The following is a 24,839-nucleotide window of genomic DNA, read 5'->3' as shown; positions in this document are numbered from 1 at the left end:
ATAAGGATATGAAAGAATGTGTAAAAACTACAATCGATGCTCAGGATATTAAAGCATTGCAGGATACAATTTATGTCATCGGAGGTAAGTGGAAACTGCCTATAATTTACTCAATATGTAATGGGAATAAGCGTTTCAGTGATATCGAAAAGAGTATTCCCACAATTACCAAACGAATGTTATCACTAAATTTAAAGGAGCTGGAAGCCAATAAACTGATCACACGTAAAGTTGACATAGATTTCCCATCAATTATAGAATATGAGTTTACAGAGTATGCAAAGGAATATGGAGCTTTAATTACCGATATGATCGAGTGGGGAAAGAAGCATAAAAGACTGATAACCGATAAAAGTTAGATTTAAATAATGATTTTAAAAGTGTAAATCTGAAAGAAGTAGCCTTTCAGATTACTTCTTTCATATTTACAGTCGGTTGATCATTCTAATCAACCCCGTACAGTATTCAACAGATCGTGCGGATACCCCAAACTAATGGAGCTTAAGGCATCTAAATGTGCTAATTCTTCAGCTGTCAAATTGATTTCAGCAGCTTTAATGCTTTGCTCAAATTGATCGATATTTCGTGCTCCAAGCAAAGGAAATGCATTCTTGGATAAAGTCCATGCAAATGCAATCTGGCCAGGCGTAGCTTCATATTTTTCTGCAATTCCTACCAGTCCATCAATGATCAGTTTGGTTTTTTCATCTTCCGAATATTCAGCGTCAGTAGAATGACTGTCGCGCGAATATCCAGCTTCTTTGGAAAGAACTAAGAATTTTGAAGCATTGATCATTGACAATCAAATTTCTTCCTGAGTCCTTCACATCTATTAAGCAAAAGGCCAGACTTAAAAGCAGCCGAACTAAATGTTGTAAGTCTAAATGCGAAAACTGATTTGGCAAAAGCTGCAATGTATCCGAGCATAAGTTTGTCACCATCAATAGGTGTTAATTCAAATAAGAACAATACTTGGTTTGATCGTCCCGGTTCTATTAAAAAACGTTGGCTGCCAATTTGGCAATGTCACTTTTGAATAAAAGACAACTTAGAACAGGCTACGAGTCTGCGGTTATTGAGCAGAAAAAAGCAGTCATCAATTATAAGCTGACGTTATTGACTACAGTCGGTGGAGTTTCTGATGTGATGGAAAGCTCTGAGATACCGTAGGTGTTGTTTTTGCGTATTATTACTGCAGGAGGATAATAATGATCTTGGTTGATTAAAATCAGGAATCTTGAAAACAGTTTGTAAATTAAAACAAAAGAGGTATTGCTTTGACAAGATCCATCGATATTTTCAATGATCTGTTTAAATATGCCCATACTTGTTACTATTGAAACAATGTGATGCGTTGTAATCTAAATTTTATTTAGGTGTTATTTCTACAAATATTTTATAACTATTTTAAATAAAGAAATGAGTTATCGAAAGATAGCACCTTTTTTATTAAGTAGTAAAATAAATACGTGACGATGCACTTAAATGTATCAGATCATATTTGTATAAATGTCAGTTCTGCTATCTAAAAAAATATTAGATCAATTATCAAACAAAGAAGATTTTATTCTTGTGATTTGTCATATCTAAATATTGTAAGTTGATTTAAATCAATTTGTTGAGTTTGGGATTCTTGAAAATTCTTTGTAAGTATACACATTGTAAGGATAGATTTTCTTTGCAAGGACTTTAGCAATAACACTACTGATGAACAAAGGAAACAGCAATAGATATCCAGACGGTACTATACTGGAAATAATAAACATGGCAGTAAGAGGGGCGTGAATAGCTGCGGAAAGCATGGCAGCGGCTCCAAATAACGCAAAGTTAATAACCACAAGATGAGTACCTAAATAATGGTTGCAGAATTGGGCAAAAAATACCCCTAAAAACGCACCTGTAACAATACTCGGGGCAAATACACCGCCGTCACCGCCTGCACCGAGAGTGAGGGAAGCTGCCAATGGCTTTATAAAGATGAGCAAAACCAAAGGAATTAAATATGCGAGATTAACAATATCGGACGAACTTGATTCAAGGATTTTACCAAGCCCGTGATAACTATCACCATATAATGCCGGAAGAAAAAAGATAAATACCCCAACAGTTATGGCACCTAAATTTACACGTATGAAATTGTTGTTAATCCCACCAAAAAATGTTTTTGCGTAGATGACAATTTTTGTAAAATAAAGGGCAAATATACCTCCGATTAAACTTAGTATCACAGCAAAAGGTATGGATTGCCACCGCCAGTCCTGTACCTTAAATGTAAATAATGGGTTTGAGTCATAAAAATGCACAAATAGATGAGCTATAATCATCGAACTTATTCCACTGATCAGTAAGGTTTTATTGTATTTACGTGCAATAACTTCGAATGCAAATAGAAAACCGCCCAGCGCACTTCCAAAGAGTACGGTTACACCCGCTATAATACCTGCACATATCAGTTCCGTCTTGTAGGCCCAAGCACTATGCAAATGTTTGTATGCCTGATTACCAACTGTTGCGGTGGCAACTACTGTTGATACTTCGACTCCTGTAGATCCTCCGAAAATTACCGTTAAAAAGCCATTAATGCAGTGCGAAGGTATTTTAAAAAAAGGAAGATGATCCTTTCTTGTTTCCAGGGTTGTATATATTTCCTTAATTCCTTTATTTTTTCTGTTCTGAAAGATATATTTACGTAGGAAATAGATTGCTGTAATGCCTACACTTGGTAGAAAGATTAGCAATTTGTTTTCCGTGGCTATAATTTCTTCAAAGAGGTATTCCTGTACCTGTCCTGTCAAATGTTTTAAAGTATAAGATATAAGACAACACATAATACTAACGATAATAGATATCCCGATTAATTTGACATAGCTGGATCTTATTATTTTCTTTCGGTACGCTGTATTGCCTTGCATAACTATTTTAGTTTTAAAGAAGATGTAAAGGTAACAGTTATTTTTTGAAATAGTAAAAGTTGCTTGTTACTACATACTACCTGTTTTTATTTAAACAATTCAAATGAAATTTAAATAATTCATTGATTCATAAACTGAAGGTCCACCGATAAAGACAAGGATATACTTAATTTCTTTTTTATTTATCAATACTGTTGTTTGCAACGTTGGAATTTTAGATAACTGTTAAAAATGGATGTTTTTGAAAAAATTGCACATTTAGTTAGCTTCTTTACTTTTAGTCTTGAATAATACACACTATTAAATAAAGAAAAACTAAATTAGTTGTGCAAAGAAATTGTTATGCCTAAAAACGATTCAATTATAGTAAATAGAATGGATTACAGCAGTGGGATTGCTGTTGGTATTTGGAACGTATCTACACCAGGTATTATAAAAGCACTTTCACCTCATAGGCACGACCATTATACTTGCATGCTAATTGAGGCTGATAAGCTTGAAGTTGTATTTGATTTTAAGCATTTAACAATGCCGGTGGGGACACTTTTTATCTCTCCTCCTGGACAAGTTCATCAGATTCTAGAGACTCTTAGTGCAACAGGTTATTATTTGTCTTTTGAAAGCCGTCATATCGGTAGAATGGCACAAACCAGTTTAGATAATTTATTAGAGGAAACCTTGATTATCGCTCTCTCTAATAATGAGCGGGATTGGTTTAGAACAATCTTTGAGTCAATCATGAAATTACAAGATCTGAACGATACCACTTATAGGCAAGTTGAAAAACCATTGCTTTCAGCTTTTATTGAACAGGCAGTTTTATGCTACAAACGCCAATCATTCATTAATTCCGAAAGTGTTAGCCTACGTTGTATAAGTCTCACGAAGGAATTCAGGAATCTTGTAAAATTACATTTCCGGAGTATAAAGCGTCCATCTGAATTTGCAGCAATGCTTAATATAACTGTTGGACATCTAAGCGATACAGTAAAAAAAGTAACTGGTTTATCTGCTTCCGAACATATACAGAAGGAAGTGATGAGTGAAGCGCAAAGATTGCTCTACTATACGGAAATAAGCATCAAGGAAATTTCCTATCAGCTGGGATATCAAGACACAAAATATTTCATTAGACTGTTCAGTAAAAAAGCAGGTTGTTCGCCAAGTGAATATCGGAAGCAATACGCTAAAAACTCAGACCAAACCTTAGATCATTAAGATTGTTCCTTATTTTGTCCACCTTTTACCTTAATTTGTGAGTGGCGTTGCATATGCCAATTGCTCAATTTTGTAAGACAAAAAAATTACTTCTAAAGAAAATTTAGATTTTATGATTGGACAGAATTTTGTTGAAAGCTCAGTATTCTCATTGTCAAGAACTCCCGAGGGAATAATCGACTCTTTTCTTGCTCATATGAATTCTTTCAATACGGAGACTATGCTTCGTTTCTATGAGGAGGATGCAATCTTTATTAGTTATAACGGTGAGCCCCGGAGAGGAAGATTGGAGATTGTGCGAGAATTGGGCTGCTTTTTTAAATTTTGTTTGCCAATCAAAATTATAACAGGGAATGTTTATGTAGATGGTAATCTAGCATCACTAATCTTGGAATGGAGTATAGCAGGTATTGCGAATAATGGTGAAAAAATATGTATGCGAGGAACATCTAATGATTATGCTAAAAGAGGAACCGATGGATATTGGAGATATTGGTTTGAAAATCCCTTTGGTGTTCAAGTGCGCAGCTTATTTTAAAAAACTTTACAATATTAAATAAATCAGATATGAAAATTTTAGTAGTAGGAGGTACAGGTCTAACAGGGAGGCTTGTAACTAACAAATTGGAAAAACTTGGTCATAAAGTAGTAATAGGTTCGCCATCACAAGGTGTCGATGTCATTACTGGTGAAGGGCTTCAGGAAGCATTGACCGGAACTGAAATAGTAATCGATCTATCAAATTCATCTTCTCCCGAAGGAGAAAATGCACTTCGATTTTTTGAGACTGCGGGAAAGAATCTTGTCAAAGCAGAATTGAATGCTAGTATTAAGCATCATATCGTTCTATCAATTGTAGGAACAGATGATGCATTGGAAATCGGTTATCTCAGAGCAAAAAAACTTCAAGAGGATACTATTAAAAACTCGGGTATACCTTACACTATAATTAGGTCAACACAATTTCACGAACATGTGGAAGCCATCATCCAAGTTCAGGGAGAAGGGGATAAAGTTTTTGTTTCGAACTTAGACTATCAACCAATTGCACTTGATGATGTTGCCGAATTCATAGTACAATTCTCTTTGGAAGAACCTAAAAATAACACCATTGAAATTGCAGGACCAAGACGTGGCAAAATGGGGACTTTTGTCTCTGAGTATATTCAAATTACAGGTCAGGACAAAAAAGTGATTATAGACAATGAAAATAAGTATATGCATTTTGTTGTTACTAATTCACTTCTAGTTCCCGCTGGTCATTACTCCGCTGGTCAGAAACTTTTTGAGGATTGGGCACTGGAAACATTTAAAAGCTAAACTTTCAATTATAAATTTTTCTTTTGATAATTTTAAAATTTTAGTGCAGATCTTTTTGTTCTGCATTTTTAATTATAATGGTACGTCTGACTTTTAATAAATACATTTTCTAGGAAAATTTGATTAAGATAGAAGAATTGCTTTAAGCTTTTAAGTTAAAACTAAGGCAACAATATACTTGAGTGTACCATCGAAAAAATATTATTTATCTGTACAAAAGTGTATTTTTACACATAATGACATTATCAGATATATTTAAATATATAATAACTTAAAAAAATTATTCTAAGTAATTAAAATGGCGCCAACTGTCTTCAGTGGGCGCCATTTGGCTGTTCGTGAACATCACAGGACTATATTCAAACCAATTAATATTAGATATTGATAATATTTTGAATGTATTAAATGTTGTTTAATTTACATTAATTAAAAATTGAAGCTAAAAAATATCTATTTTTTAGCTGGGCAAATTCGGTTGGACTTTATCTATAAAGCAGTAAAAAACATTGCAATCGACTGTGAGGGATTAAAGTTTTAACACAACGATTATACTTTTCGTTGATGATTTGACCAATGAAAATGCTAAATGGAGAATCGCAATATATTTATTTCATAGCCTTTGAGCGTAATCTTTTTAAACAAATTTGATAGTTTCGTAAAGCTTTAACACAATCAGGATTGAAATAGTAGTAAATTTCAGTTATTTCAAAGTCCATTTCAGTAGCCAATTATTCCGTTTCGGTAAAGATAAAAGGCAGTTGTCGGCTTCTCGTTCATTTCTTTGTATTAATAAATATAAATAATTGAACCAGAATATTATGAAAAAATATTTTTTTCCAGCTGATTCCAAAAAACGGAAAACGGGAATCAGATTAGCAGGTATTGCCCTTACTGCATTACTGCTAGTTTCTGCCTTTGCTTGGTCTGCAGGTCTTATCGGGCAACGTAATACGACCAGAACATTTTTAGAGAACACACCGGATTCATTTCCGGCAGGATACCGTCGGGCTCACGGAAAAGGTATCTGCTTTGAGGGCACTTTTCACGCTTCTGGAAATGCTGTGCCATTATCTATAGCGCAGGTATTTGAACAGAAAGATGTTCCAGCAGTGGGTCGGTTTTCTTTGGGAACAGGAAATCCGCATGCGCCGGATAATTCCAGCCGTACAGTAAGCATGGCTTTGATGCTGACATCTGCTGATGGTGAACAATGGCGCATGAAATTAAATAATAAACCTTTTTTTGCAACTCGTGATGCCGTAGGATTTTTAAAACAGATTGAAGCTTTTAAGCCCGATCCTGCAACAGGAAAGCCTAATTCTGAAAAGATTGCAGCTTTTCTTAAAGAATACCCCGAAGCAAAAAAGTCTATGGAATATGATGCCAAGGCACCCTGGACTAAAAGTTTTGCAGGCTCGGAATATTATGTTATCAATGCATTTCTATTAATAGATTCCAACGGAAAAGAACATCCTGTTCGTTGGTCAATGCGTCCGCACGCTCCCTTCGTTTCGATGAGCGCGGAAGAGCGAGAAAAAGCTGGTCCAAACTATTTATTTGATGAATTGAAAAAGCGATTGGAAAAAGGTCCTCTTTATTGGGATCTGGTATTGACTATCGCTGAACCCGGAGACCCTGTCAACGACCCCTCCCAACAATGGCCTGCAAACCGTAAACAAATCATTGCAGGGACTTTGGAAGTTAACCGTGTTTTTGACCAGGCAGAAGGTGGGTGCAGGGATATCAACTTTGATCCAACGCTTGTGCCGAAGGGGATTGCGTTGTCTGATGATCCTGTTTTGGCAGCAAGGGCAGGTATATATTCCCATTCGTATAATGACAGGGTAAGAGAAATCGGTTATGGCAAAGCGACTGATGCTGTAGGAAAACCTAAAAAAGACAAATCTCAAAACAAATAACGATGAATAATAAAAAGCTGACTCAAGTGCCTCCTTCATCTTTTAATAGTACGGCGCAAATCCTACACTGGCTGATGGCCGCAATGATATTAACGATGTTATTCGTGGGAGTAGGAATGATGACATCATTAACATTAAGGCCGTGGCTGCTGGATTTGCATATACCGTTGGGAGTAGCGGTACTGCTCCTGGTAAGTGTCCGTTTGATCAACCGCCTGACCAGACCCGTTCCAAAGCTTCCCGATGAAATGCCGGGCTGGCAGAAATATATGGCTACGATACTGCATTGGGTATTTTATGCGCTGATGTTTGCACTGCCTCTTTCCGGTTGGGCACAGCTGTCAGCCGGTGGCTTTCCTGTAAGACTTTACCCGGGTTTTCATCTTCCCGCAATATTAGAGCAAAACCCAACTTCCTATGCCTGGCTGCACGATTCACACCGGATAATGGCTTGGGCGTTTTTCTTTATGATAGTTGGGCATCTTTCTGCGGCCTTGATTCACGGATTTATTTACAGAGACAACATTCTGCAATCAATGATAGGGCAAAAAAAGCCAACTGATAAATCTGAGGAAATCTGTTCTGACCAATAAACTTAAGAAGGGCAAAATGCTATCGGTGTAAAAGTCTTTGTATATTTAAATTCTCATTTTTTAATTTATAATGAATTTTAATAATATAATTTGACTTAACAATTGAGAGCTATTTTATGAAGAAAGAACAAAATGCATTTTTGAATAACCGCTGGAAACGAATACTGATTGTTTGTTTTGCATTTTTAATGATGTATCTCATTTCATTCATCATCGATCCGTTCTCTCCTTACTGGGGTAATTTTTTTAAAAGGGACTGGACGAAAGTAAGCCGGGATCTTGCAACGTCTTTTATTTTTTGCTTTATTGTATCAGAAGTGAGCATTCTCATCAGCAACAGGTTTAACCAAAGTGTTCCCTGGACCAATTATCCGGGAAAGCGTTTTACGATTGAAATATTTCTGAACCTTTTTGTAATCCTGGCAGTACAGCTGATTATTAACTTTTTTAAATCGAGGATGAATGGAAAACCTCTGACTTTTGGATTTGGTCCGGGAGGATCTGTAGAAGAGGCAAGAGGGATGATCCAGTGGCTTGTCGTCAGTACTATCATTGCACTATTTATCGTAGGGATTCATATTGGCAATTACCTGATATCAAATTGGAAAAATGAGGCATTAAAGGCTTCAGAGCTTAAGCAAGTGGCATTGGATGCTGAGCTACAGTCATTAAAACTTCAGATAGATTCGCATTTTGTATTCAATAATCTAAGCGTATTGTCTGAGGCGATCCTCAAAGATCAGATGCTGGGATATGCATATGCTGAAAACTTTTCCCGTATATACCGCTATCTTCTTGTCAACGCTAAAAAAGATATTATTACGCTGGAACAGGAGCTTAAATTTTTAGAATCTTACCGATTTCTTATTGAACACCGGTTTTCTAATGGGGTACAGTTTCATATCTCTGCAGATGAGTCATCAAAAAGTCTTTATATGCCGCCTCTTACCTTGCAGCTGCTTGTTGAAAATGCGTTAAAGCACAATAAAACGAACCGAAAAGAACCACTGATCGTACGCATCAGTACTGATAATGCACAAACATTGACAGTTGAAAATAATATGCTGCCAATTGCAAAGGTTCAAGATTCTTTTGGTATAGGATTAACCAATATAAAACGTAGGTATCAATTGCTGTCGGACCGGCGGGTTGAAATCAGTAAAGCCAATAATTGTTTCAAAGTAACCATACCACTTCTTAAACTATGATGACAAGCAGGATTTTAATTATTGAAGACGAGATTCCCAATGCAGAAAGACTTGTTCGTCTGCTTGGTAAAGTAAGGCCAAATGCAGAGATAGTAGCTGTTATTGAAAGCGTTGCAGAAAGTGTTGAGTGGTTTAATGAAAATGAGCAGCCCGATGTTGTGATGATGGATATCAGGCTATCTGATGGATTAAGTTTTGAAATTTTTGAAAAAGCAGAAGTCCTTTGCCCCGTTATCTTTACCACTGCATATGACGAATATGCTGTCAGGGCTTTCAGGTATAACAGTGTTTTTTATCTTTTGAAGCCTATTGAGCAGGATGAACTGAATATGGCTATAGAAAAACTCGAAGCAAAAACGATTGTAAACATTGATCGTGCATTAATGGAAACGCTTTTAACTTCTCTGAAGCCACAAGGTTACAGGAATCGTTTTCTGATATCTTTTAGAGATAGTTATAAGACTGTGCTGGTGGATGATATAATGTACTTTTATTCAGAATTTAAAATGACGAAAGCCAGGCTGGATAATGGTGAGGAAGAAATAATTCCGGAAACGTTGGAAGAACTGGAACAGCAACTTGATCCCAAATTTTTTTTCAGAGCAAACAGGCAGTATATTATACACATTGATTCTATCTTACAGGTCAATAATTATTTCAAGGGTAAGCTTAAAGTAAAACTAAAAAAAAGCGATGAAGCAATTATCATAAGTCGAGAAAAATCCGCACAATTTAAAGGTTGGATCGGCTATTGATCAGGAGGTTGTCATTACGGAAATAATATTATAGCAATTGAGATTTTAACTTAATAATATATTCTAATTTATTATTAATTAAATGTTGAAATAAAGTATGGTTCCTCGGAAGAATTTTTGTATCAAGTAATATTTGTTGACGTGATTAGCTTTACATGAATTAAGAAATTGCTAAAATAATTTTTGAATTGTTATATTTTGTATCAAAAAGTTGTAAAGTATATAAAATATTTCCTCGTCACATAGTCATTTAGAATTAAAATACATTGAAATTATATTTTAAACTCCTGGTATCCACATATTTCAATGTAGAAAAATCGAGATATAAAAAACTTTCATACAACTGACTTTGCGTAAGTGCACAATAACAAAATCGGTTCTTTAAATATTCAAGCAAGTACAGTTAATTGAGTAAATTTTAAATAGACTGTTTTTTAATGATTGTCAACAGTTTCATCGCAGCTGTTTTTCCCATTTCATAGCCGTCGTTAATGATACATTCATAGGAATCGTCCAGATATTTTGGAAGAATTCCCTCCGTTATGGCAACAACTTTAGCTTTTGGGGAAGCCGTTTTTTTGTTGACCAGCGAACTGTGCAGTCCGGCAAGAGTTTCGTCACTCATCGCAAAGTAACCGTCAAAGTATTCATAATCAAAGATAATGCTCATTTTCTCCTTTACCATGTCGGCAGAATCGCAGTAGATCATCTTGCACTTTACATCTTTGTGCTTATCGATAACCTCTAAAAAATGATTTTTCCGGGTTTGTGATATTTCCAGGTTTTCATCACCGAAAATAGCAATAATATTTTTACAGCCAGCTTCTATGAGCTTTTGGGCAGCAGTCTGTGCATAAAGCCTGTTATCAAATATCACCTCTTCAAATATATTTTGTGGAATGGTCTTATCAAAAATAACCAAAGGAAGTTCCATCTCTTTAATTTTGTTGAAATGACTGAGGTCCTTCGTCTGTCTGCTGAGAGAAATCAGGATACCATCCACCCTGGAGTTGATGCAGGTAAGCAGATTTTCCTCTTCCATTCCCAAAGATTCTTCGGAAGAAAGCACAAAAAAATTATAACCTTCTGAGTGCAGCACAAAGGAAATTCCTTTGATAATGGAAGGAATGAAAAACATCGAAATTTCCGGGATGATAAGTCCGATAACCTTGGATGATTTTTTCCGGAAATTGATGGCGAAATCATTCGGGACATAGTTGAAAGTATCTGCAGCCTCCTTCACACGCTGCTTTACAGATGTGCTGATATCAGGATGGTTTTTAAGCGCTCGGGACACCGTAGAGGTACTTATATTGAGCATTTTTGCAATATCTTTTATAGTGATTCTTTTCATTTTGAGTTAATGGAGTATATTTTTGGGGTAATTTAGTAATGATTTATACTGTTTTAATCGTTAAAATATGTTAAATTTAAAATATTAAAAGTTAATAAAAAGTTAAAATAAAATTTTGTTACTAACCGCAACCGATTGCGCAACCGATTGATATTAACGCAATGTTAATACAATATTCAAACTGCATTTTTGATGTCTTAAAAAAAATACTTTTAACCCATAACAAAAAAACTTCATAAAGACATGGAATCAAAGATGTTTACTAAATTACTGGTTTTCGGTGCGATGAACACTGCGGCCTTTATGTTTTCGCAGAGTACTGTATATGACACAATATCAAGAGATAAAACAATTGATGAAGTGGTGATTACTGGGAACTCTAATCCTAAAGCATCCATCAAGACCAGTACGTCTATCTCTACATTAAAAATGAAAGATATAGAAAATGCAGCTCCAAGAACTACCGCAGAGATTTTCCGTACCATTCCGGGAATCCGTTCAGAATCTTCAGGTGGGGAAGGTAATTCTAACATTACCGTGAGAGGGGTTCCTGTTTCAGCCGGTGGCTCAAGATATTTGCTGATTCAGGAAGATGGTCTTCCGGTCATGCAGTTTGGAGACATTGCTTTCGGAACCCAGGACCAGTTTACAAGATTTGACTCGTTTGTATCCAGAGTAGAAGCGCTTAGAGGTGGTTCGGCTTCTGTATTTGCCAGCAATTCTCCGGCGGGGATTATCAACTTTATTACCAAGACCGGCGAGAAAGAAGGCGGAAGCATTACTCAGCAGATGGGACTCAATTACAAAAATTACAGAACCGATTTCGATTACGGTACTAAAATAGGCAATGATACTTATATGGCAGTAGGAGGTTTCTACAGGATAGGGGACGGACCAAGAAAAACAGGATTCAATTCCAACAACGGCGGACAGTTCAGACTTTCTTTCCTTAAAAAATTTGAAAAAGGAAGCTTCCGTATCTATGCAAAAGTTCTGGATGACAGAACTGCAGCTTATATGCCGATGCCTGTTGGCGTTACGGGAACGGATGCTGACCCGAAATGGTCTTCACTGCCTAACTACAATATTCTTACAGGAGCCCTGCAAACCATCAACCTGCAGCACGACAGAACTTTGGGTAATGACGGTAATATTTTTAATACTGATGTTTCAGACGGGATGCATTCTCTGTCAAAAGTTATCGGTGCTGAATTCAATTATAATCTTGGCGAAGGCTGGAAATTGGAAGAAAAAATCAGATATGCAGCCAATGAAGGGCAGTTTGTAGCACCTTTTCCGGCAAGCGTGAGCAAAGGTAGCGACTTCTTCAATACGGCTAATTTTGCCAATTTCGGAAGCGCAGTCTATGCAGGAACCAATACGCAGGTTGATATGAATGCGAACTATATGAAAATCGCTCTTTTCAACGTTAAGCTGAACAACTTCAATAATTTTGTGAATGACTTTAACATCAGCAAAAAATGGGATGTTGTGAAATTCAATGCTGGGTTGTACAAATCTTCCCAGAATATCAATATGTCCTGGATGTGGAATAACTATCTGCAGGAAGTCAGCGATAAAAATGCAAGATTAATTGATGTGAAAAATACCGCTGGACAGTACATTACCGACAACGGTTTACTTAACTACGGAATGAAAGACTGGGGCAACCTGAAAAGAGACTACAATACCAAATACGATATTACCGCTCCGCACGCTCAGGTGGAAATCAACGCAACAGACAAATTAACCATCGATGCAGGTGCAAGATATGATATTGGAAAAGTAACTGGCTATTTTTCAGGAGCTACAGTCACTTACACCAGTCGGGATATGAACGGAAACGGTGTGATTGACATTCCTGAACAGATGGTTGGCTCCAATGATAATATTAATGTTCCAGTAAATTACAGATACGGAATTTTCGGATATTCAGTGGGTGCGAACTATGCGCTGAACAACAAAAATGCTGTTTTTGCAAGAGTGAGCCAGGGTGGAAGCGCATCTGCGGACAGAATCCTGTTCTCAGGTTATAATTATACCAATAATGATGACCCGGCTTTGGATGCCGTGAAAGTGAACAAAGTGAATCAGGTAGAAGCAGGTTATAAATTAAGAGGCTCAGGCTATTTCCTTAACACCACGTTATTCTATGCCGGAACAAAAGAAGCGAATTACGAAGCGACCACTCAGAGAAAAACGGATAACAAATACCAGTCTTTCGGGGTAGAATTAGATGGTTATTACAAAATTACGAAGGGATTAGATGTAAAGGCCGGTCTTACCTACACCCATGCAGAAATTAGAAATGCTATAGACCCTACTATCATCGGAAATATGCCGAGAAGAACACCGAAATTGATGTATTCAGTGAATCCTAACTTCAATGCGAACAAGTTCAATATAGGATTCTACCTGATTGGCGCTACCAAAGCGTTTACCCAAGATAACAACAAATTGTTGATGCCGGGTTATGCTATCGTAAATCCATATGTTTCTTATCAGGTGCTCAAAAACCTTTCCGTAAGTTTGAATGCTAATAATGTATTCAATACCATTGCAGTGACAGAGGCAGAAGAAGGTTCCATTGCCGGCGGAAACGGAATCGCAAGGGCAAGAACCCTTCCGGGAGCAAGCTACAGCGTGAGTGTGAAATTTGATTTGTAGATAATTGATGACAGGGCAGAATATGATATTTTCAAAAATATTTTATTCTGCTTCTACTCAACTTAGTGTTATTAATATGAATTTATTTTGAATCGACAAGGTAATACAGCAAACATTTAAGCCAAATTATGATAGATTTTGGCTTCATATAAAATTAAAAATTAGATATGTTTAAACAAGAAGCGATAGATATCATCAGGAAGGCAATTACAGAAGAAGGGATTTTGGCATCAGCGCAGCAAAGGGACAACTATGCGAGAGTCTGGGCAAGAGATTCTATGATGACAGGTTATGTCGGCATTTTGATCAATGACGAAGATATTCTTGCAGGCTTGGAAAAATCCATTCTTACACTTGCCAAACATCAGGCAGATAACGGGCAGATTCCGTCTAATGTCGCGAACGGAAAAGCGAGCTATGGAACACACGTCGGCAGGACTGACGCAACAACCTGGTGGATTGCTGTTACCTGTGAATATTTAAAAATTTACCAAAAAGAAGAGCTAAAACAACAGTTGGAAGGCAAAATTTTCAAAGCGCTTTCCTGTCTCAAAACCTGGGAATACAATCAGCGAGGTTTATTATACAGCCCACTAGGAGGAAACTGGGCTGACGAGTATGTGACTTCCGGATACACTTTGTACGACAATGTTTTACGATATTGGGCGGTAAAAAATGCTGCAGAATTATATCAAAATAAGGAACTGGAAAATCAGGCAACGACTATTAAGACCTTAATCCAGGACAACTTTTATAAAACCGAATCCAATGCTGCAAAATACCACGAAACAGCCTATTCCAAAACCGAATCCAAGCCTTATCTATGGGCATCATTGAACGCTAATGGTTATGACACCCGTTTTGATATGGCAGGAAATGCTTTGGCAATTCTCCTGGATTTTGATTTGGATTTTGAAGCTTTTACAGGATTTTTGGAAGAGCTTTATACAGAATTCGGACACTGGATGCTTCCCGTTTTCTATCCCATTATTTATCCCGGCGATTACGATTGGAAACTTCTGGAAAACAATTATAGCTACAGCTTCAAAAACGAGCCGCACCATTTCCACAATGGTGGTTCCTGGCCTATATTTTTGGGCTGGCTTTGCCTGGGACTCAAAAGAAAAGGAATGAACGAGATTCCTGAAAAAATACTTTCACAGTACGAACAGTTGTTGCAGGAAAAAGCCTTTCATTTCAGGGAATATTATTCCACCGATAAACTCCTGCCTCTGGGAACCGAGCAATTGTGCTTTTCGGCTTCAGGATATCTGATGATGACCCTGGAAAAATAGATTAATAAATTAAGAAAGAATAAAATGATTGGAGATATAATAGAACTTAAAGAAAATCATCTGGCAATAGGTAAAGAAATTTTTGAAGTATTGAATGCGAAATTGCCATTGAAAAGTAAACACAAACTCATCATAGGAATTGCAGGAGAAAGCGGAAGCGGTAAATCTGTGACCGCTTTTGCACTTCAAAAGATCTTGAACGAAAATAACATCAAAAGTATGGTGTGGCAGATGGATGATTATTTTAAACTTCCACCAAAGAGTAATCACGAAAATCGCCTGAAATCCATACAAAATGTAGGAATACAAGAAGTCGATTTGGCAAAGCTTTCCCAAAATATTTCCGAGTTTAAAAATGGGAAAACGGAAATAGAAAAACCTTTGGTACATTACAATCAGAATAGGATAGCCAGGGAAGAGACAGATGTAGCAGATTACAAGGTTGTTATCGTGGAAGGCACCTACATTCTGGAGATCGATGATTTTGATTTTAAAATTTTCATCGACAGAAATTACAAAGATACCTATGAAAACAGGATGAGCAGAAACCGCGATGAAAAGAGTGATTTTGTAGAACAGGTGCTGGAAATAGAACATCAGATTATTAAACAATTCAAAGCAAAAGCAGACCTCGTTCTTGGAAAGAATTACGAGCTCTTGCCGAAATAAATGATGTATTTAATAGTGCTTCACCTTGTTGATTCTCACAAAGAAAAATAAATTATGACAACAAAGAAAATAATTCCGCATCTCAGTTTTTGGCAAATCTGGAATATGAATGTCGGCTTTTTCGGAATACAATACAGTTTTGGATTGCAGCAGACCGCGGTGAACCCGATATATACTTTTCTCGGAGCACACGCAGAGCAGCTTCCAATTCTAAATCTTGCCGGTCCTATTACAGGATTGCTGATTCAGCCATTAATTGGTGCCATCAGCGATAAAACCTGGAGTCCTAAATGGGGGCGCAGAAAACCGTTTTTTCTTTTGGGAGCAATTTTTTGCAGTATCGCTTTATTTTTGTTTCCTTTCAGTTCCGCTATTTGGATGGCAGTAGGATTACTTTGGATTCTGGATGCCGCCAATAATACGGCGATGGAACCTTACCGTGCTTTCATTGCAGACAAACTTCCGCACGAACAGCAGACTTTCGGATTTCAGATGCAGAGCTTATTTGTTGGAGCCGGGATTACACTTGCTAACCTGTCATTGTTCATTTTCCAGAAATATCTCGGCGGCAATGCTTCTGGTGGTGGTATTCCTGTTTGGGTATATTATTCTTTTTTTCTGGGATCTTTCTGTTCTATTGCATCAGTGGTATGGTCGGTTTACAGAACACCTGAGATTCCTCCATCTGATGAAGAGTTGGAAGAACTCAGAAAATCAAAGGAGGAAAGCCACTTTTTTACACCATTTACCGAAATCTTTTCTGCAATACGAGATATGCCGAAATTACTTTGGCAGCTGGCTTTGGTATATATGTTCCAGTGGTATGCATTGTTCTGTTACTGGCAGTTCATCACCCCTATGCTCAAGTGGTCGCTTTATGGAATTTCTGAAAACGATGAGCAAAAGGCAAGCACAATCATTACGTTGGCGAAGAGCGGAGTTTCCGTGGCAGAAAAAGATATGTCCTGGGCTAAAAACGTGCTTCACATAGTGGAAGTAGCTGTGGGACAGACCGGGCTGATGAACGGCTCCTACAATATCATAACAATGATATCGGCTTTGTTACTGGTACCTTTTGCCAAAAGATTCACTTCCAAAAACACCTATATTTTCTGTCTTTGTATCACGGGATTTGGTATAATGACATTGCCATTCATCAAGAATGAGTATCTCATTCTGCTTCCGATGGTCGCTTTGGGAATAGGCTGGGCATCCATGATGGGACTTCCTTATTCCATGGTTTCTTCATCGATTCCTCCGAAAAAGAGAGGAGTTTATATGGGCGTTATCAATATGATGATCGTAATACCGATGCTGTTACAGACTGTTTCTTTCGGATTCATTTACAAAAACTTTTTGGATGAAAATCCATCTTACGTCATTGTTTTGACAGGCGCTTTGTTTATATGTGCAGGCATGTGCGTACTGCGTATGAAGCCTAATAATAGTCCTGATTCTTACGATTAAACTTTATATCTAAAGGAAAGTATTGAAATTAAAATAAAAGAGTCCAAATTTTTGCACTCTTTTATTTAACCAGTGCATATTTTAAATATCTGTTTGATCACTTTTTAGTAGCTGTATTATTCATCAGAATTAATTAGAGCAATATTCTTTTCATTCAGTCTTTTTTGCAGCCAGTTTTTAAGTTGTATCCGGTCAATATCCCCACCTGAATAAATCAGAGCAAATTGAAGTCTTGTACTGTCTGTATCTGGATATTGCTCGATTTTTCCGTAGGATATATTCTGCATTTTGGGATAGAGTATCTGAATTTCTTTTAATAGACTCGAATCTGAAACTTTATAGCTATCAAGTTCCTGTCTCAGTTTAGAAATAGCAATATCTTTTTCCGAAATATTGTTGTCAAATTTATTAATCTCGCTGAGGATCTCAGATTTGATATCAGTATCATTCTGCCTAATATTCAACTTTGTATTGGTGAGACCATTATCGGAGAGCATATTATTAAATGAGGCAATCTCTTCATTACTGAACTTTTTATTTAAAAAAGCAATATCTATGGTTTTCGGGTTTGAATTGTAATTTATTTTTTTATAAATAACGGTATAACCATTATTTTCAAATTCTTTCTGTACAAACTGTTCTGCCGTTTTGGTGAATTTTTTTTCATTAAATAAGTTGTAAGCCAGATAGAAACTAGGGACAATCATTATTAAAATCAATATGGAAATTCCGTAGCGGATTCGTTTTTCATATTTGTTATCAATGATTGATGAGGGATACTTTAAGAATTTAACAACAAAGAATGTGGCAATGCAGATAAAAAAACAATTAATGGTATATAAGTAAAATGCACCAAAGAAGTAAGAAAAATTTAATGTGGCCAAACCAAATCCGGCGGTACATAAAGGAGGCATTAACGCTGTTGCGATAGCAACACCCGGAATCGGATTTCCTTTCTCGACTCTTGTAATGGCAATAACGCCGACCAGCCCACCAAAAAAAGCAATGATAACATCATAAATATTGGGAGCTGTCCTTGCCAGTAATTCTGACTGCACATCCTTAAAAGGACTGATATAAAAATAAATCGCCGAAACCGTCAGACTTACAAACGTGGCGATAAGAAGATTCTTAATCGATTTTTTGAGCAGCGAAAAATTATAGGTTCCCAGTGCAAATCCTGCACCTACTATAGGTCCCATTAAAGGTGAGATCAACATAGCTCCGATAATGACAGCCGTAGAGTTGACATTCAGACCCACGGAAGCAATAATGATAGCACAAGCAAGGATCCATAGATTAGAGCCTCTGAAAGAGATATTGGAAATAACGTTGTCCAGAACTTTGTCCTTCCTTTCCTCTCCGTTGTGAAGATTGATAAAATTAAAAATATTGTTAATCATCAGTTTTATGCTTTGAATTTGTATTAAGAATGAGATAGCTAATAATTCCGCCAATGCGGGATGCTGCAAAAATAACTATTTTGGTTTTTTGTCGCTATTAATTGTTAGTATTATGAACTGTACCACAGTACTCATTGGCTAAGTACTTTTCAATCTATGTATTGAACTAAAGAATTTATGGGGTGATTAAATTCCAACGGTTTTAAAAGATTGTATTGAGATGGATTTTGCCTAATAATTATTTGCTCTAATATACACTTTTAAATTTTAGGCAATCGGAATATTAGGAGCTATTATTTTTAGTATTTGCCTCACTAATTATACTTAAATTGATGATATTTCACAAATAGTTTTTATAGATCATATTCCTAACTAAAATTGGTAAACATCCATCTTAAATAGAGCAACGAACGAAAGCAGTTAATTCTCAACAATGATTAGGGATGGGATCAGTGAAAACTAAGTTCTAAGATAAAGAAAAGCATTGATTCATCAATGGGTAACCGTAAGTCTATTTTGTATAATTTTCTCTTGCTTGGTTCAGCTCATTGCTGTGACGGGCAATCCATAGCCAAAGAGGTGTAACCTGAATTAACAGCCCTTTGCCCAAAGATGTTAATTCATATTCGACTTTTGGAGGGACTTCCGGATAAACCGTTCGTAGGACCAGGCCATCGCGCTCCAGTTCGCGCAGGCATTTGGTCAACATTCTTTGGCTGATTCCGTTAATGTGGTTCTCCAGATTTGAAAAACGCATCTTACCGTCTATTCCCAGAGCGTGTATTACAAACAATGACCATTTGTTTCCAATGTGATTAAGAATGTCACGTTTCAGGTCCTCCTGATCTTTGTTGAGCACTTTACAAATATCGTCCCAGGCATTGACGATTTCTTCGTCTGTCATCAGTCTTTCCATATAGAGCGTATAGATTATATTGCAGGTATTAAAGATATATTTTTCCGACGAAAATAACTTTAAAGGAACAGATTTTTTCAATTTTAAAATCAGTCGCAACAAAATTTTAAATGTTTTCTAAAATTAATAAGACTGCAATTCAAAAAACTAACATTGGTGTAAGTGGCTAACAGTCAGGTGACTTATTGTTTACGGTGTTTAAATGAATTAATTTTGCATAAGAAAATATAAATTATCATCAGAAAAGGTGATGGTTTCAAAATATTAATTTTATTAAAATGGAAAATACATCAATTTTAATCTTAGGAGCAGGTGAATTAGGGATGCCTGTTATCCGTAATATGGCGAAGAAAGCTAAAAAATATAATAATGTAACAGTTACAGTTCTGCTGAGAGAAGCAACAATTAACTCTGAAGATCCGGATAAAAAAAGTAATGTTAAAGAGATCAGGGAATTAGGTGTGGAACTGCTGGCAGGGGATCTGTCGGCTCCATCTTCTGAACTTATTGCTATTTTCAAGAACTATGACGCTGTTATTTCCTGTACAGGCTATGGAACCGGTGCGGGAGGTTTTCAGATGAAGCTGGCCAATGCCGTGCTTGATGCCGGTGTTAAAAGATATTTTCCCTGGCAGTTCGGTGTTGATTTTGAAGTGATAGGACGAGGCAGTGCTCAGGATCTGTTTGATGAACAGCTTGATGTACGAGAGCTGCTAAGATCGCAAAGCGCTACAAAATGGGTTATAGTTTCTACGGGGATGTTTACCAGCTATCTCTTTGAACCATTCTTCGGTATTTTAGATCTTGAGAAAAAATCGATCAATGCAATCGGTGGATGGGATACAGCGGTAACTTTAACGACACCGGATGATATCGGCAGACTTACTGCTGAGATCTTCTTCACAGAACCGGAAATAGAAAACGAGATCGTCTATATTGCAGGTGACACGATCACCTACGGCGATCTGGCTGATATTGCGGAGTCACTATCGGGGCAGAAATATGAACGTACACTTTCGGATATAACAGAAATTACCGATGATCTTAAAAGCGATCCTACCAATTTTGTTAAAAAGTACCGTTCAATATTCGGAGCAGGAAGAGGTGTTTCGTGGCCGATTGAAAATACTTTCAATGGTAAGAACGGAATTACTACAACCTCTGCCAAGCAATGGGCTAAAGAAAATATTGACTGGGAATCTTATAACCAATAGTTATCAGGATATCTGCGATTGAATAAAACAATGTAGAAATGAAAATGACCGGGAAGAGACGAACAATTCTTTTTCCGGTCATTTAATTTTAAGCTAGCCTTTGGTTAGAAATTCGTTCCAGTTTGCAAATAAAGATGGAACAAGTGCTGCCAAGCTTTTCAAGTAAGATAGTTGGGCTGAAAGCTTGCTTCAATCAAACCACAAATAATTTCCTCCATTTTGTGACTGTATTTCTGCTAAGTCTGAAATGATGTGCCAGCTGGATATTATTTAGTCCGTGTTTTTTCTGGTAATCCAATATCCGTAAAATATCAGATTTGCTGTAAGAACGATGTTTTTGATTAACTTTTTGTTTTGCTTTTTTAGTTTGAAATATTTTCTCATTCAGATTGATAATATCTAAAAAAGACAGTTTGTCTTTTGAAAGTATGGATTGGAATTCTCCTATACGTTCAGGACACTTTTTTGTAATAAGATCAGAATATATAAGTTTATAATTGGGGGTCATTGTTTACAGATAATTATTTAAAAGAATTTTTATCATATCTATTTTTGTAGGAAAACCAAGTTAAGGCTTAGGATGTAAATAGCAAGGCTTTCTTGATCTCGGCAAACGGAGCAAAAGTACCATTCTCCGGCATTGATACTATAATGTCAACTATTGATTGTATAGTGTGGTAATCCTTTGAATTTAATGCAATAAGAGATTGAAGTTCTTGCATTTTCATGTTATGTTCTTTAACCAAATTTAAAGTGTTAGAAATTGAATCAAGAAAATCGTCTATATTTTTTACTTGTAGTGATTGTACTTGCTTATCCATTTGTAAAGTGTTGTTTTAGGGATTTTGTAACGTTCTATCACTTGATCTCTGCTCATTTCTCCCTTGTTAATTTGTTCTAAGATAAAATCTATAATTTCCTTAGTATAAATATTTTTACGAAATTGAGGTAGAACAGATTTTTTATTCTGTGATGATGTGCTATGTCTTTCTCGTACCACTGGCGAAAACAAAATCAAATGTTGGGTATAAATTCTGAAAAAATCATAACTTAAAAGTTTACTCCAACGTAGAAGAATATCTGTATTTAAACTTTGTGCCTCGTACATTTTTTCGATATCATTTACAGTGCAATTCAAAAAATTACAGATGCGGGATATTTCTATCCCGCGCTCTGCAACTAATTGATTGATAAGTTTTCCGATATGGATATTTTTAAAATCCATTGATCAATTATAATTATTTGGTATTAATACCATTAGACTCTGCCTGCTTTATTGCCCAAGCCAGGATATTTGCAAAAACGATTGAGTTTTGAACCTGCATACTTCCTGCTGCACGTCCATTGCCTGCAAATCCGTAAGCTGTCTTTTCAACCGGGAAATAGCCACCTGAACTTGGAGCTACAAATGGCTCAATTGTATTGCTAGGGTACTGATTGCCGTTGGCATTCTCGTTGCTTAAAAAACCACCATCTCCAAACCATACCAGGTTTAAATCGCTGTGCCTAAATGCTGTTATGCCCGAATAGGTTGTAGTGCTATTGATAGGTTGAGCATAGCTCAGCGGGATAATTCCTGAAATACTGGAGGTTATGGCTACAGTTGTTGAAGCATCTTCTCCCCAGTTCTTACCTCTTGCATCGCCAAATGGACCATTAAGAACAGGGTCATTTGCATTTGCGAGCGGATATACTGCTCCAGCACCACCGCCTACATATCCAACGGTCAAGGCGGGATTAGAAAATACAGCTCTGAGAAAATTGCGGGAAACCTCGTCATCGGTTCTGTCCTGAAAGGCAATCACTACACCTTTTTTGTTTAAATAATCTACTAGATATCCTGATTGTGTCGTGTTTAAAGATGCATTATTATATCCTATGATCACGATGTCCGGCTTATTATTAAGAGCCGTCAGTAAAGCAGCGTCACTAGCCGGATTTGTACCTAGCGATATATGTGTGTACCCCTCTGCCTTAACAATGCTGGATGCTGAAGTTCCGAAGTTGGTAGGTGAATCCATCAAACTTCTTGAAGGACCTGTAAAGGCGCTGTATCCATAAGCACTTTCATTACCGATGTGTAAAATCTTCTTAGAAGGAATAACAACAATCACATTGACATTACAACTGGTTGAAACACCTCCCTGACTATCCGAAGTTATTGTTAATGTTTTCGTTGCTGTAGAGTTAGGTGTTCCTGTTCCGCTTAGAGTAATATTCTGATTACCGGTTGCTGTAAAGGTTCCTGAACCACTAAATGAAATTCCATCTACTGTATTGGTCGTAACGGTATAGCTTCCTAATGATGTGACATTTACCGGTAGGGTGATAGTATTACTTCCTGTAAGCGCCGTGCCGACTTTATAAACTCCGTTCACTATTGCAGTGCCACAACTCATCGTATAGGTGCCTGCCGCTGACAAAACAGTTACTGTTCTCACCGGTGTACATGTAACATCTATACCATTCGCATTAATTGCGAGATTATCCGTTTGTACTGCCACAGGGGTACCCTGACCGGCAGCCTGTATAGTGTAAGAGCCGGTATTAAAAAAAGTACCTGATGCAAAGAAACTGTATCCATTGGCTGTTGTTGCCAGAAACGTATATTCTCCTGCCTTGGTTACTGTAACGGGAATCGAAAGGTAATTGGATATCGTAAGTTCTCTTCCCTGAACATAAGTTCCTTTTACCTGTATTGCAGCGCAGTCAAAAGTAAATTGTGATTTTCCTAACTTTCCGCAAAGGCTTTTCCATTCCTGATCGGCATTATTCCAGTAATTATAGCAGTCTTCTGTCGTGTTGTAAATAAGCAGACTGTTTTGTAACGCGCCCATATTGGGAGTTAACTGTGTGTCACGCTGTGCTTCGGTATACCGTTGGATTAGAATACCGCTGTATTTGTCAGGATTAGCACTTGCAGGATCCTTTCTTTCAGAAACATGAAGCCCTGCATAGGCGTTAGGTTTATCTGTGTTGATGCCCACTTGTCCATATGTATTGATGTGAATCAGAAACATCAATATGAACGTTTTATATATGTTTTTCATTTGTATCTTTTAATTTATGTAATTGTAATCTAAACTGAATTGTACTTTAAATTCAAAGTACGGTTGTATAAAGAATAAAAGCAGGTGGCGGCCTGACACTGTAGAAACCTGAAATTTCCAAATATGATTTTGGCTCAATAACGTTTTTTAAAAGCAGTTTTTTCTTAGAATTGCCTGAGAAATGGAGGGTACTCTTTCTTAATAAACCTGATATTTTTTGATAATTGGTATCGTCAAGAGTAACAGCCGCAAAAAAACTCTTTGAAACCATCAAAAACATTCTGCCCTTAGTGCAATTCTTAAAAGAGATCTTGGAATTGACTTCTTTATTTTTAGCAACAGGAGGGGGGCTGCTTTTTTTTAATTTAATAGATTTTAGATGCTTTTTTGGAAATTTATTTTTTAAATAGTTAATGCTTATCTTAGATTTAGTGAACTCCTGAAGTCCTGTAACTGTAGTACCTTCCGCAATATAAATATTGACAGCAGAGCTGGAATCAGCAATATTTTTTTTTGATATAAATATTGTACCTTTTGTAACGTGTAAGCTGCCATTTTCCTTTTGAAAAATCTGGGAATTAGCATAAAATGATGCAAAATAGAATATAAAAAGATATAAATAATGGCTTCTCCCAATTCTAAATATAGTAAATGAAAGAAGTGTTTTTTTATAATCTTTGAAATAGTAATGATGAATCAATTCTTGCTGATTTAAAAAGGGGGGCGGTCACAATTAGACTAGCTAACATTAATTGTTAGTACTGTACAATTACTTTTTTTGAAAATTTTCTGTCTTATACCATTGCTTTAGTTTCTGCTTCTGCTGTGTCTTTAACAAGACAAGGAAGGATGAAAGACCATGTAATTAACAGATATTAC

23 protein-coding genes are annotated in these 24,839 nt (G+C 36.6%); 15 read left to right on the top strand and 8 right to left on the bottom strand.

What is annotated here, in order from left to right; all coding sequences use genetic code 11:
- The first annotated feature begins 8 nt into the window (after positions 1-8).
- Entirely contained in the window at positions 9-359 is a 351-nt protein-coding gene (locus tag ACR1PO_RS03190; RefSeq protein ID WP_072953293.1) for a winged helix-turn-helix transcriptional regulator, read from the top strand.
- Positions 360-448: 89 nt separating this feature from the next.
- Here ACR1PO_RS03190 and ACR1PO_RS03185 read toward each other — a convergent pair whose 3' ends face one another.
- Complete coding sequence (locus tag ACR1PO_RS03185; RefSeq protein WP_433985804.1) at positions 449-796, bottom strand: aldo/keto reductase; 348 nt, start codon at positions 794-796, stop codon at positions 449-451.
- A gap of 18 nt (positions 797-814) precedes the next feature.
- Here ACR1PO_RS03185 and ACR1PO_RS03180 point away from each other — a divergent pair, with 18 nt between their 5' ends.
- The gene (locus ACR1PO_RS03180) at positions 815-1,036 is read left to right on the top strand and encodes a TolC family protein (RefSeq protein ID WP_232706325.1); all 222 of its coding nucleotides are present in this window, start codon (positions 815-817) and stop codon (positions 1,034-1,036) included.
- Complete coding sequence (locus ACR1PO_RS03175; protein WP_433985803.1) at positions 1,033-1,170, top strand: hypothetical protein; 138 nt, start codon at positions 1,033-1,035, stop codon at positions 1,168-1,170. The genes ACR1PO_RS03180 and ACR1PO_RS03175 overlap by 4 nt, the downstream gene beginning before the upstream one ends.
- 440 nt (positions 1,171-1,610) lie before the next feature.
- On the opposite strand, the gene ACR1PO_RS03170 is transcribed toward ACR1PO_RS03175, so the two are convergent.
- A complete protein-coding gene (locus ACR1PO_RS03170; protein ID WP_433985802.1) occupies positions 1,611-2,912 on the bottom strand; it encodes a chloride channel protein in 1,302 nt (433 codons plus the stop codon).
- Between the two features lie 342 nt (positions 2,913-3,254).
- On the opposite strand from ACR1PO_RS03170, the gene ACR1PO_RS03165 reads away from it, so the two are divergent.
- From ACR1PO_RS03165 to ACR1PO_RS03135, 7 genes are all read left to right on the top strand, one after another.
- Positions 3,255-4,130 (top strand): AraC family transcriptional regulator, encoded by an 876-nt coding sequence (locus ACR1PO_RS03165; protein ID WP_433985801.1) that lies wholly within the window; start codon positions 3,255-3,257, stop codon positions 4,128-4,130.
- Positions 4,131-4,242: 112 nt separating this feature from the next.
- Positions 4,243-4,668 carry a YybH family protein gene (locus tag ACR1PO_RS03160; RefSeq protein WP_332387642.1) on the top strand — a complete coding sequence of 142 codons (426 nt, stop codon included), beginning with the start codon at positions 4,243-4,245 and terminating at the stop codon, positions 4,666-4,668.
- 29 nt (positions 4,669-4,697) lie between these two features.
- Entirely contained in the window at positions 4,698-5,450 is a 753-nt protein-coding gene (locus ACR1PO_RS03155; RefSeq protein ID WP_332387641.1) for an SDR family oxidoreductase, read from the top strand.
- Between the two features lie 818 nt (positions 5,451-6,268).
- Positions 6,269-7,369, top strand: coding sequence for a catalase family peroxidase (locus ACR1PO_RS03150; RefSeq protein ID WP_193544688.1), 1,101 nt, complete (start codon positions 6,269-6,271; stop codon positions 7,367-7,369).
- A gap of 2 nt (positions 7,370-7,371) precedes the next feature.
- Positions 7,372-7,962 carry a cytochrome b gene (locus ACR1PO_RS03145; RefSeq protein ID WP_193544689.1) on the top strand — a complete coding sequence of 197 codons (591 nt, stop codon included), beginning with the start codon at positions 7,372-7,374 and terminating at the stop codon, positions 7,960-7,962.
- 116 nt (positions 7,963-8,078) lie between these two features.
- The gene (locus ACR1PO_RS03140; protein WP_433985800.1) at positions 8,079-9,170 is read left to right on the top strand and encodes a sensor histidine kinase; all 1,092 of its coding nucleotides are present in this window, start codon (positions 8,079-8,081) and stop codon (positions 9,168-9,170) included.
- Positions 9,167-9,925, top strand: a complete 759-nt coding sequence (locus tag ACR1PO_RS03135) for a LytR/AlgR family response regulator transcription factor (RefSeq protein WP_227413181.1) — start codon at positions 9,167-9,169, stop codon at positions 9,923-9,925. The genes ACR1PO_RS03140 and ACR1PO_RS03135 overlap by 4 nt, the downstream gene beginning before the upstream one ends.
- Positions 9,926-10,343: 418 nt before the next feature.
- Here ACR1PO_RS03135 and ACR1PO_RS03130 read toward each other — a convergent pair whose 3' ends face one another.
- Entirely contained in the window at positions 10,344-11,279 is a 936-nt protein-coding gene (locus tag ACR1PO_RS03130) for a LacI family DNA-binding transcriptional regulator (RefSeq protein ID WP_433985799.1), read from the bottom strand.
- 243 nt (positions 11,280-11,522) lie between these two features.
- On the opposite strand from ACR1PO_RS03130, the gene ACR1PO_RS03125 reads away from it, so the two are divergent.
- The 4 genes from ACR1PO_RS03125 (at position 11,523) to ACR1PO_RS03110 (ending at position 17,377) form a co-directional block, all read left to right on the top strand.
- Entirely contained in the window at positions 11,523-13,946 is a 2,424-nt protein-coding gene (locus ACR1PO_RS03125) for a TonB-dependent receptor (RefSeq protein WP_433985798.1), read from the top strand.
- Positions 13,947-14,113: 167 nt separating this feature from the next.
- The gene (locus tag ACR1PO_RS03120) at positions 14,114-15,241 is read left to right on the top strand and encodes a glycoside hydrolase 100 family protein (protein WP_193544693.1); all 1,128 of its coding nucleotides are present in this window, start codon (positions 14,114-14,116) and stop codon (positions 15,239-15,241) included.
- 24 nt (positions 15,242-15,265) lie between these two features.
- Entirely contained in the window at positions 15,266-15,910 is a 645-nt protein-coding gene (locus tag ACR1PO_RS03115; RefSeq protein ID WP_433985797.1) for a uridine kinase family protein, read from the top strand.
- 54 nt (positions 15,911-15,964) lie between these two features.
- Positions 15,965-17,377, top strand: a complete 1,413-nt coding sequence (locus ACR1PO_RS03110; protein ID WP_193544695.1) for an MFS transporter — start codon at positions 15,965-15,967, stop codon at positions 17,375-17,377.
- 116 nt (positions 17,378-17,493) lie between these two features.
- Here the strand turns inward: ACR1PO_RS03110 and ACR1PO_RS03105 are convergent, their stop codons facing one another.
- The gene (locus ACR1PO_RS03105; protein WP_433985796.1) at positions 17,494-18,780 is read right to left on the bottom strand and encodes a DUF389 domain-containing protein; all 1,287 of its coding nucleotides are present in this window, start codon (positions 18,778-18,780) and stop codon (positions 17,494-17,496) included.
- Positions 18,781-19,291: 511 nt separating this feature from the next.
- Positions 19,292-19,684 carry a winged helix-turn-helix transcriptional regulator gene (locus ACR1PO_RS03100; RefSeq protein ID WP_227413182.1) on the bottom strand — a complete coding sequence of 131 codons (393 nt, stop codon included), beginning with the start codon at positions 19,682-19,684 and terminating at the stop codon, positions 19,292-19,294.
- Between the two features lie 290 nt (positions 19,685-19,974).
- Here ACR1PO_RS03100 and ACR1PO_RS03095 point away from each other — a divergent pair, with 290 nt between their 5' ends.
- Positions 19,975-20,910: an aromatic alcohol reductase gene (locus ACR1PO_RS03095; protein WP_433985795.1), complete on the top strand. Its 936-nt coding sequence runs from the start codon at positions 19,975-19,977 to the stop codon at positions 20,908-20,910.
- A 790-nt stretch (positions 20,911-21,700) separates the two neighbouring features.
- Here ACR1PO_RS03095 and ACR1PO_RS03090 read toward each other — a convergent pair.
- From ACR1PO_RS03090 to ACR1PO_RS03080, 3 genes are read right to left on the bottom strand one after another with little or no spacing between them, the layout of a single operon-like run.
- Positions 21,701-22,135, bottom strand: a complete 435-nt coding sequence (locus tag ACR1PO_RS03090) for a transposase (RefSeq protein WP_433985794.1) — start codon at positions 22,133-22,135, stop codon at positions 21,701-21,703.
- Positions 22,136-22,148: 13 nt separating this feature from the next.
- The gene (locus tag ACR1PO_RS03085) at positions 22,149-23,960 is read right to left on the bottom strand and encodes a phage tail-like protein (RefSeq protein WP_433985793.1); all 1,812 of its coding nucleotides are present in this window, start codon (positions 23,958-23,960) and stop codon (positions 22,149-22,151) included.
- Positions 23,961-24,012: 52 nt separating this feature from the next.
- Positions 24,013-24,660 (bottom strand): hypothetical protein, encoded by a 648-nt coding sequence (locus tag ACR1PO_RS03080; protein ID WP_193544700.1) that lies wholly within the window; start codon positions 24,658-24,660, stop codon positions 24,013-24,015.
- Positions 24,661-24,839 lie beyond the last annotated feature (179 nt).

The sequence above is a fragment of the Chryseobacterium amylolyticum genome (assembly GCF_051011775.1).
Lineage (GTDB): Bacteria > Bacteroidota > Bacteroidia > Flavobacteriales > Weeksellaceae > Chryseobacterium.
Note: the sequence above shows the minus strand (reverse complement) of the source record. Positions and strands in the feature narration are given on the sequence as shown.

Bases quoted from the DNA above. Each gene is read 5' to 3' on its own strand.
- ACR1PO_RS03165 (WP_433985801.1), top strand. From the start codon at position 3,255: ATGCCTAAAAACGATTCAATTATAGTAAATAGAATGGATTACAGCAGT.
- ACR1PO_RS03090 (WP_433985794.1), bottom strand. From the start codon at position 22,135: ATGGATTTTAAAAATATCCATATCGGAAAACTTATCAATCAATTAGTT.
- ACR1PO_RS03115 (WP_433985797.1), top strand. From the start codon at position 15,266: ATGATTGGAGATATAATAGAACTTAAAGAAAATCATCTGGCAATAGGT.
- ACR1PO_RS03130 (WP_433985799.1), bottom strand. From the start codon at position 11,279: ATGAAAAGAATCACTATAAAAGATATTGCAAAAATGCTCAATATAAGT.
- ACR1PO_RS03125 (WP_433985798.1), top strand. From the start codon at position 11,523: ATGGAATCAAAGATGTTTACTAAATTACTGGTTTTCGGTGCGATGAAC.
- ACR1PO_RS03160 (WP_332387642.1), top strand. From the start codon at position 4,243: ATGATTGGACAGAATTTTGTTGAAAGCTCAGTATTCTCATTGTCAAGA.
- ACR1PO_RS03140 (WP_433985800.1), top strand. From the start codon at position 8,079: ATGAAGAAAGAACAAAATGCATTTTTGAATAACCGCTGGAAACGAATA.
- ACR1PO_RS03145 (WP_193544689.1), top strand. From the start codon at position 7,372: ATGAATAATAAAAAGCTGACTCAAGTGCCTCCTTCATCTTTTAATAGT.
- ACR1PO_RS03095 (WP_433985795.1), top strand. From the start codon at position 19,975: ATGGAAAATACATCAATTTTAATCTTAGGAGCAGGTGAATTAGGGATG.
- ACR1PO_RS03105 (WP_433985796.1), bottom strand. From the start codon at position 18,780: ATGATTAACAATATTTTTAATTTTATCAATCTTCACAACGGAGAGGAA.
- ACR1PO_RS03155 (WP_332387641.1), top strand. From the start codon at position 4,698: ATGAAAATTTTAGTAGTAGGAGGTACAGGTCTAACAGGGAGGCTTGTA.
- ACR1PO_RS03150 (WP_193544688.1), top strand. From the start codon at position 6,269: ATGAAAAAATATTTTTTTCCAGCTGATTCCAAAAAACGGAAAACGGGA.
- ACR1PO_RS03085 (WP_433985793.1), bottom strand. From the start codon at position 23,960: ATGAAAAACATATATAAAACGTTCATATTGATGTTTCTGATTCACATC.
- ACR1PO_RS03135 (WP_227413181.1), top strand. From the start codon at position 9,167: ATGATGACAAGCAGGATTTTAATTATTGAAGACGAGATTCCCAATGCA.
- ACR1PO_RS03120 (WP_193544693.1), top strand. From the start codon at position 14,114: ATGTTTAAACAAGAAGCGATAGATATCATCAGGAAGGCAATTACAGAA.
- ACR1PO_RS03100 (WP_227413182.1), bottom strand. From the start codon at position 19,684: ATGACAGACGAAGAAATCGTCAATGCCTGGGACGATATTTGTAAAGTG.
- ACR1PO_RS03185 (WP_433985804.1), bottom strand. From the start codon at position 796: ATGATCAATGCTTCAAAATTCTTAGTTCTTTCCAAAGAAGCTGGATAT.
- ACR1PO_RS03110 (WP_193544695.1), top strand. From the start codon at position 15,965: ATGACAACAAAGAAAATAATTCCGCATCTCAGTTTTTGGCAAATCTGG.
- ACR1PO_RS03190 (WP_072953293.1), top strand. From the start codon at position 9: ATGAAAGAATGTGTAAAAACTACAATCGATGCTCAGGATATTAAAGCA.
- ACR1PO_RS03170 (WP_433985802.1), bottom strand. From the start codon at position 2,912: ATGCAAGGCAATACAGCGTACCGAAAGAAAATAATAAGATCCAGCTAT.